General features: G+C 59.3%; 14 protein-coding genes. 6 read left to right on the top strand and 8 right to left on the bottom strand.

Annotated features, from left to right (window positions below; translation table 11 throughout):
- Nucleotides 1-114: 114 nt before the first annotated feature.
- From GZH79_RS11180 to GZH79_RS11175, 3 genes are all read right to left on the bottom strand, one after another.
- Nucleotides 115-462: a hypothetical protein gene (locus GZH79_RS11180; protein WP_211643856.1), complete on the bottom strand. Its 348-nt coding sequence runs from the start codon at nt 460-462 to the stop codon at nt 115-117.
- Nucleotides 463-763: 301 nt separating this feature from the next.
- The gene (locus GZH79_RS19240; protein WP_283094799.1) at nt 764-892 is read right to left on the bottom strand and encodes a hypothetical protein; all 129 of its coding nucleotides are present in this window, start codon (nt 890-892) and stop codon (nt 764-766) included.
- Nucleotides 889-2610, bottom strand: a complete 1722-nt coding sequence (locus GZH79_RS11175) for an extracellular solute-binding protein (RefSeq protein ID WP_211643880.1) — start codon at nt 2608-2610, stop codon at nt 889-891. Before GZH79_RS11175 ends, GZH79_RS19240 begins: the two co-directional genes overlap by 4 nt.
- Before the next feature lie 459 nt (nt 2611-3069).
- Here GZH79_RS11175 and GZH79_RS11170 point away from each other — a divergent pair, with 459 nt between their 5' ends.
- Nucleotides 3070-3849, top strand: coding sequence for a 3-hydroxybutyrate dehydrogenase (locus GZH79_RS11170; RefSeq protein ID WP_211643855.1), 780 nt, complete (start codon nt 3070-3072; stop codon nt 3847-3849).
- On the top strand, nt 3846-4877 hold the full coding sequence (locus GZH79_RS11165) for a patatin-like phospholipase family protein (RefSeq protein WP_211643854.1): 1032 nt from the start codon (nt 3846-3848) through the stop codon (nt 4875-4877). Before GZH79_RS11170 ends, GZH79_RS11165 begins: the two co-directional genes overlap by 4 nt.
- On the opposite strand, the gene GZH79_RS11160 is transcribed toward GZH79_RS11165, so the two are convergent.
- From GZH79_RS11160 to GZH79_RS11140, 5 genes are all read right to left on the bottom strand, one after another.
- Nucleotides 4870-5472 carry a LysE/ArgO family amino acid transporter gene (locus GZH79_RS11160; RefSeq protein ID WP_211643853.1) on the bottom strand — a complete coding sequence of 201 codons (603 nt, stop codon included), beginning with the start codon at nt 5470-5472 and terminating at the stop codon, nt 4870-4872. The genes GZH79_RS11165 and GZH79_RS11160 overlap by 8 nt on opposite strands.
- Nucleotides 5469-6188, bottom strand: coding sequence for a DUF502 domain-containing protein (locus GZH79_RS11155; RefSeq protein WP_211643852.1), 720 nt, complete (start codon nt 6186-6188; stop codon nt 5469-5471). Before GZH79_RS11155 ends, GZH79_RS11160 begins: the two co-directional genes overlap by 4 nt.
- 85 nt (nt 6189-6273) lie before the next feature.
- A complete protein-coding gene (locus tag GZH79_RS11150; protein WP_211643851.1) occupies nt 6274-7185 on the bottom strand; it encodes a pseudouridine-5'-phosphate glycosidase in 912 nt (303 codons plus the stop codon).
- Complete coding sequence (locus GZH79_RS11145) at nt 7182-8075, bottom strand: PfkB family carbohydrate kinase (RefSeq protein ID WP_211643850.1); 894 nt, start codon at nt 8073-8075, stop codon at nt 7182-7184. Before GZH79_RS11145 ends, GZH79_RS11150 begins: the two co-directional genes overlap by 4 nt.
- A 36-nt stretch (nt 8076-8111) precedes the next feature.
- The gene (locus GZH79_RS11140) at nt 8112-8915 is read right to left on the bottom strand and encodes a DUF4198 domain-containing protein (RefSeq protein ID WP_211643849.1); all 804 of its coding nucleotides are present in this window, start codon (nt 8913-8915) and stop codon (nt 8112-8114) included.
- Between GZH79_RS11140 and GZH79_RS11135 the strand changes: the two genes are divergently transcribed.
- The 4 genes from GZH79_RS11135 (at nt 8914) to GZH79_RS11120 (ending at nt 14378) form a co-directional block, all read left to right on the top strand.
- Complete coding sequence (locus GZH79_RS11135; RefSeq protein WP_211643848.1) at nt 8914-10248, top strand: HupE/UreJ family protein; 1335 nt, start codon at nt 8914-8916, stop codon at nt 10246-10248. The two genes, GZH79_RS11140 and GZH79_RS11135, sit on opposite strands and share 2 nt — an antisense overlap.
- Nucleotides 10249-10399: 151 nt before the next feature.
- Entirely contained in the window at nt 10400-11197 is a 798-nt protein-coding gene (gene rpsB / locus GZH79_RS11130; protein ID WP_211643847.1) for a 30S ribosomal protein S2, read from the top strand.
- Nucleotides 11198-11280: 83 nt separating this feature from the next.
- On the top strand, nt 11281-12153 hold the full coding sequence (gene tsf / locus GZH79_RS11125; RefSeq protein WP_211643846.1) for a translation elongation factor Ts: 873 nt from the start codon (nt 11281-11283) through the stop codon (nt 12151-12153).
- Nucleotides 12154-12362: 209 nt separating this feature from the next.
- Nucleotides 12363-14378 carry a hypothetical protein gene (locus GZH79_RS11120; RefSeq protein ID WP_211643845.1) on the top strand — a complete coding sequence of 672 codons (2016 nt, stop codon included), beginning with the start codon at nt 12363-12365 and terminating at the stop codon, nt 14376-14378.
- Nucleotides 14379-14749 lie beyond the last annotated feature (371 nt).

Below are 14749 nucleotides of genomic sequence, written 5' to 3'. Positions count from 1 at the left end.
CTGCGCAAAAAAAAACCCCGCCATGTTAAAGCGGGGCGGTGGTGCGGTCATCATCGGCGGTTACAGCCTTTGCAAAACGTCGCGGACCGGGGCAATCCCGGTCCGCAGCGATGATCAGTTAGTGCGGCCCACAGGCGTGGCTGCAGCATTTTCTGCGCCGAATTTGCCATCGTCGGCAAGCGTATCTTCGCCAGCGGGCACATTCTTGGCGGCATCCATGATTTGCGCGTTGTCGTTTTGCGCATCCATCGTGACGTCGATCGGTTCGCCGCCCATCAGCCAGTCGGCCAGTTCCATCTGGGCGGCGACACGGTCTTCGCCCTTGGATTTCGACAGGTAGTTCAGGAATGCATCCTGATCACCGTCAAGGCTTTGCACTTCTGCTTCGTCCAGATCGGGCCACTGCGTCATGATCCGTGGGATATAGGCTGTCCAGTTTTCTGAAACGTCTCTCCATTGCATGGGAAAACTCCTTTTTAATTTTTCATTGCAGGACCAACGGGCGGGGGGCCGTCCTGTTCCTTTCAACCGATCATGTCGGGAAAAATGATCAGGTCCACTGCCGCACCGGCTGAACGCGACCGCGCAAAGTCTGGCGTCTGCGGGAGACCCGTCAGACGTATTGGTCAGCGCGCGGGCCGGGATGACAGCCGAACAAGCATTGTTGGTCGTTGTGCGCCATCCATAGGCTCCGCCGGACCGGAGTGCAACCGCTGTCGGTCCGCTAAGCGCCCGGTATCGTGCTGCACCACGACATGGTGAACTATATCACCACATCGGCTGCAGCTAGTGTCAGTTGCCCGGCACCGATCGCAGTATTGCCAACGATGCGTGCGGGCGTGCAGGCCGCCACTGCACACAGGGCGGCCAGCACAAGTAGTTTTGGGATCATTTGCTGTCGTCCCACCACCAGACGTCGGGCTGCCAGCCGGGCCAGTCCCCAAAGATCGGCAGCGTTTCGGGGTAGCTTAGCTCTGCGGCATGGGCAATCCGGCTGATGTTCCACTGATAGATCGGAATGACATAGCGCCCGGATGTCAGGATGCGGTCCAGCGCCTTGACCGAGGCGACAAAGTCATCTTGCGATTCAGACGTCAGCAGGTTGCCGATCATTTCGTTGGCGGCGTCCGATTTGATTCCCATCAGGTTGCGCGTGCCGGGGTCGTCTGCCGTGTCCTTGCCGAAATAGAAATACTGTTCGTTGCCCGGCGACAGCGACAGGCCGACCCTGTAATAGGTCATGTCGAAATCCAGCGCGTCGGTGCGTTCCTTGAACTGGGCAGAGTCCACGACGCTGATGTCGGGTGTAATCCCGATCCGACCCAGCGACTGCGTATACATGTCGATGATCGCCTGATTTTCCGATGCGCCCGTTTCCAGCAGAATCTCAAATCGGAACGGTGTGCCGTTTGCATCCGACATCACACCGTTCTGGATGGTGTAACCGGCGGCTTCCATCTGGCTAAGTGCCGCTGCCGTGCCCGCGCGATTGCGTTCGCTACCATCGGATACGGGCAGGGTGTAGCCGTCAATGGCACCCGGCAGCAGATCATCGGCATAGGGTGCCAGCAGGTCGGCGACGCGGCCTGTTGCGGGGCCGTCATCCATGCCCAGTGGCGAATTGGACCAGTATGACGTGATGCGCGGCTGTGCCGATCCGGTCATCGTGTCGTTGATGAATTCAAAGTTGAACGCATGCAGCATCGCGTCGCGCACACGCCAGTCCTGAAATTGCGGCTGGCGGCTGTTCATCACGAATCCGGTCATGCCCGACGGGCGCGCATGGGGAAGGACCGATTTGACGACCTCGCCAATCTGTACGGCGGGAAAATCATACTGGCTTTCCCAGCGGGCCACGTTGAATTCGCGGTTGGAATTGACTTCGCCGGTCTTGAACGCCTCAAAGGCTGCGGTTTCATCACCAAAGAATTCCAGCCGGATCTCATCAAGGTTGTGCAGACCGTTTTCGGCCGGCACGACGCCGTTGCCCCAGTAATCGGGGTTGCGACGAAATGAGACGAAGCGGCCAACCTCAAAATCGTCGATGACATAGGGGCCGGACGTGATCGGCACGACGTCGATTCCGGAATCCGCGAAATCAACGCCCTCCCACTGTGCCTTTTTCAGGATCGGGCGCAGACCGGCCAGCAGGGCCAACTCTCGGTCTTCGGTGTTAAAGGTGAAACGCAACGTGCCGGGCGCCACTTCTTCAAGGCTTTCGACCTTTTCCCAGAATCCGCGATAGCGACCGTGACCATCGGTTCCCAACGTTTCAAACGACCAGATCACATCGTCAGCCGTTACCGGGCTGCCGTCGGAAAATGTGGCAGCGGGATTCAGCGTGAATTCGATCCAAGACCGATCGTCGGCGGTTTGCACGCTGGACGCCAATTGACCATACAGGGTGAACGGTTCATCCAGCGTCCGCATCATCAGGCTTTCCCCGATCAGATAGCGCAACTGCCAAGGCACGGACCCTTTCTGGATATAGGGGTTCAGGCTGTCAAAGGTGCCGACCTCTGCCGTGACGATCCGGCCACCGGTGGGGGCGTCTGGATTGGCATAGGGCAGATGGTCAAAGTCCGCAGGCAACGCGGGTTCACCATACATGGCGATGCCGTGGCCATCGGCTGCCGCAGAGTTTGCGAACAATGCCAACGCGATGGCGGTCGAAGCTACAAGATGTCTGCTCATATCACGGGGGTCCTGTCTGAGACGATTGTTGCTGATAACGCTAAAGAGGGTTTCCAGCTAATTCAAACTTTTAGCTTTCACATCGGCGCAGAACATCCTATACAGACATCACTGCTCGATAGGTTTCTTGCCTGTATGAAACCTGCCTCAATAACTACACCCCGGCTTCGGCCGGGGTTTTTTTTGGGCAAATCAGCTGTCTGCGACGGTCCTAGCCTGTTGCGAATCCCCCGGCAAGCCACCGATTCGCCCTTTGTGTAAAAGGTTTTGGTGTGAGTCCGAAAAGACTCAATTCCGGTGGCTCCGTTGCGGGCTGGTGTTGTGAACTGGCTGCGCTATTCTTGCTGCAACTGCACAATAAATCGGAGAATCACCATGGAAAAAAGCCTTGTGGGAAAAACCGCGGTCGTGACCGGATCAAATTCCGGCATCGGTCTGGGGGTGGCGCGCAGTCTGGCGGCGCAGGGGGCAACCGTGGTGCTGAATTCCTACACCGACGATGACGCGGATCATGCGCTGGCTGCCGACATGGCGCGCGAATTTGACACCACCGTCACCTATATCGCTGCCGATATGAGCAAGGCCGACGATTGTCGCGCCCTGATCGAAAAGGCAGGAGCCTGCGATATTCTGGTGAACAACGCGGGGATCCAGCACGTCGCACCGATTGATGAATTCCCGACGGCAAAATGGGACGCGATCATCGCAATCAACATGTCCAGCGCGTTCCACACCACCGCAGTGGCCCTGCCGATGATGCGGGCGGCAGGCTGGGGTAGGGTGGTCAACATCGCATCCGCCCACGGGTTGACGGCGTCGCCCTACAAAAGCGCCTATGTCGCGGCCAAGCACGGTATCGTTGGCCTGACAAAGGTGACGGCGCTGGAAACGGCCAAGGAACCGATCACAGCAAATGCGATCTGTCCGGGCTATGTGCTGACGCCGCTGGTGGAATCCCAGATCCCCGACACTGCAAAGAAATACGGCATGACCGAAGAAGAGGCGAAGGAAAAGGTGATCCTTGAACGCCAGCCGTCCAAGGCATTTGCAACCGTCGAACAGATCGGCGGGACCGCCGTTTTCCTGTGTTCCGACAGCGCTGAACAGATCACCGGCACCACAATCAGTGTGGATGGCGGCTGGACGGCCCTGTGAAACGGATCAATCTGGCCCTGCAGGGCGGCGGCGCGCATGGTGCGTTTACCTGGGGGGTGCTGGATCGCCTGCTGGATGAAGACGATATAGAGGTGGCGGCGATTTCTGGCACCTCTGCCGGTGCGCTGAACGGGGCCGCGTTCAAGGCCGGCATGGTTGCGGGCGGGCGCGACGCGGCCCGCGCCAATCTGAACTGGTTTTGGGAACAGGTCGGTGCGATCACTGCCCCAGCCGCACAGGACTGGCTATCGGCCTTTGCGCCGACTGTCGGCACATGGGCCACCCTGACAGAGGTATCACCGGGATATCAGGCGTTCGACATGATCGCGCGCATGACATCGCCGTATGTATACGGCAGCCTGTTTCGCAATCCGCTGGCGCGGATCGTGTCGGATATGCGGTTCGACGAAATCTGTGCCCCGGACGGCCCGGCACTGTTTGTCGGGGCGACCAACGTGCGCACGGGCAAGATCCGGGTCTTTTCAGGCGACGCTGTGACAGCGGATGCCCTGATGGCGTCGGCCTGTCTGCCGACCATTTTTGAAGCGGTGGAAATCCACGATCCGCGTACCGACCGGACAGAAGCGTATTGGGACGGCGGTTATACCGGCAATCCGCCGCTGTTTCCGCTGTATCAGCCGCAGTTTCCCGACGACACGGTGATCGTAAACATCAATCCACTGGTGCGGGATGAATTGCCGAAAACCGCAGAAGCGATCAGCAACCGGATCAACGAAATCGGGTTCAACACGACCCTGCTGAACGAACTGCGGTCCATCGCGTTTGTGCAGCGTCTGCTGGCGACAGGTGCGGTGAAGCCGGGCACGATGAAATCGGTCAAGATTCACATGATCGAGGATGACGCGCTGATGAATGAACTGAACGTCGCCACCAAAACGTTTCCTCAGCCGGTGATCCTTGCGCGGCTCAAGGCGGCAGGGCGCGCGGCGGCGGATGATTTTCTGGCCGCGCATAAATCCGATCTGAACACCCGGTCCACAATCGATCTGGCAGCGATGTTCAGCTGATCAGCTTGATCGCCAGCACCCACATGACCACGCCGATCAACGTATCAAGGATTCGCCAGGCGCGCGCCGATTGCATGACAGGACCCAGCAGGCGCGCGCCGTAGCCCAGCGAAAAAAAGAACACGTATGACGCAAGCACCGCACCGACAGCGAATGCTGTCTTTTCGTGTGGCTGGGGATAATTCGTGGAATAGGCCCCGACCAGACCCAGCGTATCCAGATAGACATGCGGGTTCAGCCATGTGAACGCAGCGGCTGTCGCAAGCGTCGCAGTCAGCCCCAGCGTTTTGCCGGACAATGTCATTTCATACTGGCCCCGCCATGCGGCGATGAACCGGGTCAGGCCATAGACGAACAGAAATGCGGCCCCCGCCCATGCCATGATCTGCGGCAGGTCCGGAATGGCGCGGGTAATCGCCTCGAATCCCAGCACGCCTGCGGTGATCAGCAGCGCATCCGACTTGGCACACAGCAGGCACATCCAGAACACATGCGCCCGTGCCAATCCCTGCCTGAGCACGAATGCGTTCTGCGCCCCGATGGCAAGGATCAGGGAAAACCCCGTCGCAAAGCCCGTCAGACCCGCCCAGATCAATCGGTGATATCCGGTGTTTTGGGCGCGTCTTGCGGATAGACCAACCCCGCCGAAATCACGAGCTTTGCCGCCGCTTCGACGTTCATATCCAGAAATATCACGTCTTTGCGCGGCAGGAACAACAGAAAGCCGGATGTCGGGTTGGGTGTCGTCGGCAGGAACACCGTCAGAATTTCCTCGCCCGGCAGCTTTTCCAGAACCTCGCCCTTGGCGGCGGTGGATATAAAAGCGACCGCCCAAAGTCCCTTGCGCGGGTATTCGATCAGACAGGCCCGATCAAATGACGAATCGCGCTGTGAAAACACGGTTTCGGCGATCTGCTTGGCCCCGTTATAGACCGATCGCACCACGGGCATCCGGTCCACAAACCGTTCCGCAAAGCGTAGCGCGCTGCGCCCCAGAAATCCCTTGCCCAGCCAACCGATGATGATGGTGAACAACAAGAAGATGACTACGCCGACGCCGCGCACGTCCATCGTGATCGGGGGACCACCGTCGGCGTTGAACCAGCGGTTCAGCAGCGCGTTGGGGTGATACTGGTCGGGCACGAACGGCCATACCCAACCGTCGATCAGGCCGACGACGGAATATATCAGCCACAGCGTCAGCGCGATGGGTGCGATGATGACCAGCCCGGCAATGAAATTGCTGCGGGTCCGGGCCAGCACGCCCGGTCGGCGGGCAGGCTGTATCAGGGGATCGTTTTCGGGTGGCATCAGGCGCTTTCCGTCAATCGTGCTGGGCTGGTACTTAGGCTGCACCGAACCCGTTCACAAGCGACGTGGCAGCCATGCCGCGCGATCAGACCATATGGGCCGCAATCGCGGCCGCCAGTCGCGCATTGTTCCGAACCAGCGCGATATTGGCCACCAGCGATTTCCCATCGGTCAAATCAAGGATGCGACCCAGCAGGAACGGTGTGACGCCTTTTGCCGCGATGCCTTCGGCCTGCGCGTCGGCAAGCGCCTGCGCGATGATCGGGGAGAGCGTTTCAGCCGGGATTTCGTCGGCCAGCGGGATCGGGTTGCAGACAAGCTGTCCACCGGGCAGGCCCATCCGGTTGCGTACGATCTGGGCTGTCGCAATTTCACGCGCGCTGTCCATCCGCAACGGTGCTGTCAGGTCCGATGTGGCCGACCAAAACGCGGGCAGGCTGTCCTGACCGTAGGCGATCACCGGCACACCCAGCGTTTCAAGCACTTCATACGTGGCGGGCATGTCAAGGATCGCCTTGGCCCCGGCGGCCACCACCGTGACAGGGGTTTGTGCCAGTTCCTGAAGGTCCGCCGAGATATCAAGAGAGGTTTCCCAGCCGCGATGCACGCCGCCGATCCCGCCGGTGGCAAACACGGCAATCCCCGCGATATGTGCTGCAATCATGGTGGCCGCGACCGTCGTGGCCCCTGTGCCGCCCAATGCGATGCAGGCGGGCAGGTCGGCGCGCGACAGTTTGGCGACGCCTTCGGCCTGACCCAGCGCGTCCAGCTCTGCATCTTCCAGACCGATGTGCAGCGTGCCGTCGATCACCGCGATGGTGGCTGGGGTCGCACCGCCATCGCGCACGTCCTGTTCCACCAAACGCGCGGTGTCGACGTTCTGCGGGAACGGCATTCCATGGGTGATGATCGTGCTTTCCAGCGCGACAAGCGGCGTGCCTGCGTCCAGCGCTTTTGCGACTTCGGCGGAATAGGCCATGGGGAAGGGGGTGGTCATAGGGGGGTATCTCCTGAAACGTAGGTCGCGGCGGCTTGCAGGGCGCGGGTCAGGGATGCCTGACGGTCCAGCCCTTGCTGTTCTGACGCGATATGCGCCGCCATGAATGTATCGCCAGCCCCCGTCACGCGGGTCACCAGCACGGGGGGCGGTGCGGCGGTAATGACATCTGCGCCCGTCGCTTCGGACGCGGCATCGCCGCCGTCGGTGACCAGCACACGAAACGCGCCGCGCGCAATCAGCGCGCGCGCGGCGGTGGCGCTGTCATCGAATTGGGTCTGGCACAGCAGCCCCGCTTCTTCGAGGTTGACGTAAAGCGTGGCGGTCGGGTGGTCGATCAGCGCAAGCAGGCGTTCCGCCTTGCCCGGTGATGCGGGGGCGACCCGTAGATCGGCAGCCGCAAACAGCGGCGATGTGGCGATGGTGCGCAACAGTTCTTCGGTCAGGTTGCCATCCAGTGCAACCGGCCCGGTATAGGGCGCATCGGCCGCGCCCAATCTGCCGTCGGCCAAGGGGCGCAGGATCTTGTCACCGGCCGCTTCCAGCGAATGGGCATCGGCAATGGCGGCAATCAGGCCATTCGCAGCCTCGATCGCCATATAGACGTCGGTGGGCAGATCGTCGGACCGGTAAAGATGTGTGCAGATCAGGCCCATCGCCTCTGCCTCTGCGATCAGGGCGTTGCCTTGGGCGTCGCGGCCGACGACCGACAACAGGGCAGGGTGCAGGCCAAAGCGTTTCAGCGTCATGGCGATATTCATCGCCACACCGCCGGGGATCCGGGTAATGCGCCCCGGAACGTCGGACCCGGCGCGCATATGGCTTGCGGTGCGCCCGATCACGTCCCACAGGACGGACCCGATGCACAGGATGTCAGGTGTCTGTGTCATGCCCCGCTTTTGGCGCGGGGCGCGGCGCTGTGCAAGTCAAGACGCAGGTACGGCCCAGGTCATATTGGCCCACAGTGTTTCCCAGATGGCCCCGAATTGTTCCGCAAGCGCGGGATCGGGTTCGCGGATCACCACGGCATCCGCCATATAGGCGTAACCGGGCTGCACCGGCACTGTGACCATGCCCTGATCGTCGGTGGTATAAAACGTCTGGGTGACTGTGCCGTCGGGGGCCATGTCAAAGACTTCGAACCGGACGTTGGCGCGGGGCGCGTCCTGATACCACAACTGGAACCGCATGCCGTCTGACACGTCATCGGTGTAGGGATTGGTCAGCGCCACGATTTCGGTTTCCAGTCCGGTGCGGGCGTCTGCACCCTGACCGTTGCCCACGGCGATCAGCGACTTGGAATAGCGCGAATAAACTTCGGTAAACGGTTCTTCTGTAAAGCCGCGCGCGGCGTGGGCGTCATAAAACCCGGTCAGATCCTTGTGTTCGACAAAGGACGCGATGGTGTCCCAGTCATCATAATCGACGCGGTTGTCGACGGATTGATAGGCCAGCACGTTCAGACCCTCTGGCGGGGTCGGGATCTGGGCGGCGGGACGGTCACCGATCCGACCTGCCACATCTGCGGTGCCAGCGGGGGTGTAATTTTTGAACAGCACAAATTGCTGCGGCAAATAGGGCAATGATTGCCCGACAAAGTCTGTCCCGTTGACAATCTCTGCCATCACAGTAGCGTCTGGCGCGATTGTATAAGATTCCGGCGCAAGCCATAATTCGTGGGCCGATACCGGTCCGGCCAGTATTGTAAGAGTGAGGGCGAGAGTGCGCATGAGAAATTCCTTTTTTGTGGTGTTGAGGGTGTGGGTTCTGGCCCTTTTGTCAAGCGTGATGCTGTTTGCGATCACTGTCCCGTCACCGGCCCGTGCACATGAAGTGGTGCCGGCCATCGTGGATCTAAGCCAAGACGGTGACACTTTGACGTTTCAGGTGTCCGCCACGCTGGAAACAATGCTTGCAGGAATTGATCTGACAGCGGTGTCGGATACCGACGACGCGCCGCAGGCCAATGAATACGACAGATTGCGCGCCCTGCCGCCGGGTGACATCGAAGCGGCGTTCACGCGTGCGTTCAGCGACATTGCGGACGGCATGACCGTGATGGCGGGTGATCAGCGGCTTGCGTTGCGGTTGAATGACGTGACCGCCGATCCGGTGGGGGATCTGGATATTCCGCGGGATAGCACGTTCACCTTTTCCGCGACCCTGCCGGACGGTGCCGAAAGCGTGACAGTGGGCTGGGAACGCGAACTTGGCGCGCTGGTGTTGCGCCAGCAGGGGGTCAACGAACCCTATGACGCCTATTTGCAGGGCGGTGAGACATCCGACAACATCATGCTGTCGGGGGGCAATGCGCGCAGCGCTGCTGTAACATTCTTCAGCTACATCCCCACGGGGTTCGATCACATCGTACCGCTGGGGCTGGATCACATCCTGTTTGTGCTGGGGCTGTTCTTTTTGTCGACCCGGCTGAAACCGCTGTTGTGGCAGGTCAGCGCGTTTACGCTGGCGCATACCATCACGCTGGCGCTGGCAGCGCTGGGGTACGTCACGGTGCCGGGCAGCATCGTGGAACCGCTGATCGCGCTTTCCATTGCCTATGTCGCCATCGAAAACCTGTTTTCGCGTGGGCTGTCGCCATGGCGACCGGTCATCATCTTTGGCTTTGGTCTGTTGCACGGGTTGGGTTTTGCCAGCGTTCTTGCAGAATTCGGCCTGCCACAGGGGCAATTCGTCCCGGCGCTGATCGGGTTCAACATCGGGGTCGAGATCGGGCAGCTGTGCGTGATCGCCGTGGCTTTCCTGTGCGTCTACAAGGCGCAGGAATACAGTGTCACCGCCACACGCAGCATTCCGGCGGTTGTCGGATATCTGGCCGCAGTCGTGGTTGTCATGGCGCTTCTTATTCCGGTTGCGGCATTCGCACCGGGCTGGACCGGCGACCTGATGCCGGTCATGGCGACGCTGGCGGTCCTGCTGGGATTGTGTGCGGTATCGGTCAACGTCGGACGTTATGACAGCTACACCGATATCGTGGCGCAACCCGCATCGGTTCTGATCGCCGTGGTGGCGATCTACTGGGTGATTGAACGCGTTTTCCTTTGAGGGTTGCGGTCAAGACCGGATTGGCCTAAGGGACGCGCACGTATCCCGCAGGCGGGGGCGGGTCGGTTGGGGAGAAATCCCAACAGATCCACCGGTTGGGCCATTTCGGCCTGATACCCCCGCCGAGGCTAAACCGGAAAAGGATAAGACCATGGCTCTTCCCGAGTTCTCCATGCGTCAGCTGCTGGAAGCTGGCGTTCACTTTGGCCACCAGACCGCACGCTGGAACCCCCGCATGTCGCCGTTCATCTACGGCGCACGCAACGGCATCCACATCATGGACCTGACGCAGACCGTTCCATTGCTGGATCAGGCGCTGCAGGTTGTGCGTGACACAGTCGCAAAAGGCGGACGCATCCTGTTCGTCGGCACCAAGCGTCAGGCACAGGCCCCGATCAAGGACGCCGCAGAAAAGTCCGCGCAGTTCTACATGAACCACCGCTGGCTGGGCGGCACGCTGACCAACTGGCAAACCGTGTCGCAGTCGATCAACCGTCTGAAGCAGATCGACGAAGCGTCCGAAAACGGCTTTGCCGGCCTGACGAAAAAAGAGCGTCTGGGCATGGAACGCGAGCAGGGCAAACTGCAGGCGTCGCTGGGCGGTATCCGCGAAATGGGCGGTGTGCCTGACCTGTTGTTCGTCGTTGACGTCAACAAAGAAGACCTCGCCATCCTCGAAGCGCAAAAGCTGGGCATTCCGGTCGTGGCCGTGGTCGATACCAACTGCTCGCCCAAGGGTGTCAATTATGTCATCCCCGGCAACGACGACGCCGCACGTGCGATCCAGTTGTATTGCGATCTGGCCGCACGCGCCGCATTGGACGGCATGCAGGCCCAACTGGGCGCCGCAGGTGTCGACATGGGCGCCATGGAAGAACTGATGGCCGAAGAAGACGCTGCCGCCGCCGCTGCCGCCGCTGCCACTGAAGAGGCTCCGGCAGAGGCATAAGCCCGCCGGGACCACATAGATCAGGGCAAGGGCCAAGCGCCCTTGCCCGACTTCAATTTCAAATCCTGATGAGGAGATGTGTCATGGCAGTTACTGCAGCACAGGTGAAAGAGCTTCGCGACTCGACGGGCGCAGGCATGATGGACGCCAAAAAGGCGCTGACCGAAACGAATGGCGACATGGAAGCAGCAGTCGATTGGCTGCGCACCAAAGGTCTGGCCAAAGCCGCCAAGAAATCGGGCCGCACCGCAGCCGAAGGTCTGGTTGCCGTGGCAACAGAAGGCGGCAAGGGCGTTGCTGTCGAAGTGAACTCTGAAACGGATTTCGTCGCCAAGAACGCTGATTTCCAGAAAATGGTTGGCAAGATCGCGACCGCGGCGATCACGGTCGACGATATCGATACGCTGAAAGCGACCGAAGTCGACGGCAAATCCGTGGAACAGACCGTGACGGACGCCGTCGCCGTGATCGGTGAAAACATGTCCGTGCGTCGAATGGCCAGCATAACTGGCGGAACCGTCGTGTCCTATGTCCACAACTCTGTCGCACCCGGCATGGGCAGCATCGGCGTTCTGGTTGCCATGGACGGCGACAACGAAGCATTCGGTCGTCAGGTCGCCATGCACATCGCCGCAGCAAATCCCGCCGCACTGGGTGAATCCGATCTGGATCCGGCCCTGGTCGAAAAGGAAAAGCAGGTCCAGATGGATATCGCCCGCGAATCCGGCAAGCCCGAAGCCGTCATCGAAAAGATGATCGTGGGTCGGATGGCCAAATTCATGGCCGAATCCACGCTGATGGGGCAGGCGTTCGTCGTGAACCCCGACCTGACCGTCGCACAAGCCGCAGACGAGGCCGGTGTGACCATCACAGGTTTCCAGCGTCTGGAAGTCGGTGAAGGCATCGCCGTCGAAAAAGAGGACTTTGCGGCAGAAGTCGCCAAGATGCATAGCTGATCCGCATTCACGGACAGACAAAAGGCCCCGTATTTTGCGGGGCCTTTTTGCATTTTGCGGTCTGGAAATACCTGACGCCACGGACAGTGATTGTAGAAGCGTGACCAACAATCGTCCAAATTGAACGAAATTAATCATTAATCTTTTCTAAATCAGGCCACATTCTGGGCCTACCGCTAACCTCGAGGATTTTATCGAGGAACGGAAAAATGGCTATTATTACCACTGAGACCCGCACCGACACCAACAACCTGTCGGGCTGGAACACCATTGTAATCACCTATACCGACGGCATCGAAACCAGCCGTCAGACGACATATGATATTGCATACCTAAGCGATGGCGTGACGCCAAAGCCCACATCCGGGCTTGTGATTACCGATGATCGCGACCACGTCGGCCTGACCCGCCGTCTGACCGAAGACGCGCAAAACGTGAACAAGTGGACTGCGATCGAGGTGAATTACGACACCACGTCGGGCGCATCCATCGCCACGATGAAAACCACATCCTACGATGATGGCACATCGCTGCAGGAAACATTTGACGCAACCGGAACGGCCGTCGTGTCGTCGGTGCGCACCGATGCCGCCACCAGCACCGCAACATGGGATACGATCACAACCACCGTGGACACAGCCACCGGCGTCACGACCGTCCTGACAGTCTTGGATGACAAATCATCCACGCAGGAATCCAAAACTGCCGAAGGCGTGCTGGTCCAACGGGTACGGACTGACGCCACTGGTGTGGACAGCACGTCGAATTATTCAACGATCACAACAGATTACGATGTGGCCGGTAACGTCGCACAGGTCGCTTATGTCTTTGATGCTGGGTTAACGCGGACTGAAACCTACACGACGGTCGATGGGAATACCTATCTAAGCGGTGTGGTCCAGACAGACGCAGGTGCCCAGTACGGCTGGACATCTGTCACCGAAACACTGAACGCCGCTGGCCATACGACCGCGCGCACACAGACCAACGACGATGGCAGTGAGCGTGTTCAGTCATTTGACGCAACCGGACAGATCCTGACCGATCAGACGACAGACGCCAATGGCGTGGTCAAGCTTGATACATATGACGCCACCGGGTTGATTTCGACTGCGCAGACCGATGGATCGACAGATGGCTTGGCCGAAAAATGGACAACGAAAACAGTTACCTATGAAAACGGTGTCGTCGTCGGTGACAGCATCGCCTATGACAACGGCACAAGCGTGCAAAAGACCTTTGTCGCGGGCACTTTGCAAAGCCTGCGGTTCCAGGACGGGGCCGATGGAACGGCGGCTGACACGAAAAGCTATGACACGGTCCTGACGAACTATGCAGCCGATGGTGACCGCTTGTCGTCCGTGATGACCTATGACAACGGCGATACGGGCAGCCGGACCTACAACGACGACGGATCTTTGGGTCAGTTGGTCCTGACCGACGTGTCGGGTGGCCGAAACTGGGACACGATCACGCGTGATTATAGCGCGACTGGTGCGATGGAAAGCGTGACGGTGGTGCGTGACGACGGTGTGACGACAGAAAATACCTTTAGCACAACCACAGGCAATCGGACATCGTCGGTGACAACGGACGCAACCGGTGTCGATAGCACTGCTGATTGGGCCAGCATTGAAAAAACATTCGATCTGGACGGGAACATGTCGCAGCACGTGCGGACATTCGACAACGGCAGTGTCAGCACGACCAACTATACCTATACCAACGGTGAATTGTCTGGCGTCAGCGCCACGCAGACCGGGTCTGCGACCGGAACGGGTATCTACACCGCCAGCATGGTGAAAACCTATGCCGAAGACAGCGGAGGTGCGCTGTATGTCAACCAAACCACGCATACGTTCAGCAACGACAAACAAGTTGTCCGCACCTTTGCCGAAGACGGCGATCAGGCGACACAAATCCAGACCGATATCTCACTGGACGGCACCGGATTCAAATGGGACAGCATTTCGATCGTCAACGACGATGCCGGGCGCAAGGACTCGCAGTTGATAACCTATGACAGCGGTGATGAAATCGTGGTCCTTTTCGATGATGCCAACGCCAAAACGGCGCGTGTGCAATTCGATGGTGACAACAGCAACACGTGGGAATTCCGGGTTACCGAATATGATGCCGCCGGAACGGGGACGGTCAGTTATGCGACGGCTGCGACACTTGATAATGAATACCGGAATTTCTTCGACCTCGAACTGATCTCGTGATCAGCGATCCTCACCGAAGAAATGGCCCCGCGTGCAAACGCGGGGCTGATTTGCGGACTTGGGGCAGGGTCCCCGGTTACGTGAAAACCCGTAGCCATCATATTGCAGGACAAGTCTGATACCTGACACGTCTGCATGAAATGACGGCGATGCCTGATCATCCATCTTGTTGCGTGAGCAAAGCCAGACTGCGTAGCGAGGTTAATAATCGCATGGCTACAAGCCGCGCCGATCAGCCTGTCACAGTCGATCAAATCAATCGAACGCGCGATGTTTCGCGATCCCAACAATTTGCGATCCAGCAATGCAGAGCGATTCAACCCGGTATATATATTTTACATAATACCAATTACACGTAAAAGCTGCCGCTG

Source organism: Loktanella sp. SALINAS62 (assembly GCF_018263905.1).
Lineage (GTDB): Bacteria > Pseudomonadota > Alphaproteobacteria > Rhodobacterales > Rhodobacteraceae > Loktanella.
Note: the sequence above shows the minus strand (reverse complement) of the source record. Positions and strands in the feature narration are given on the sequence as shown.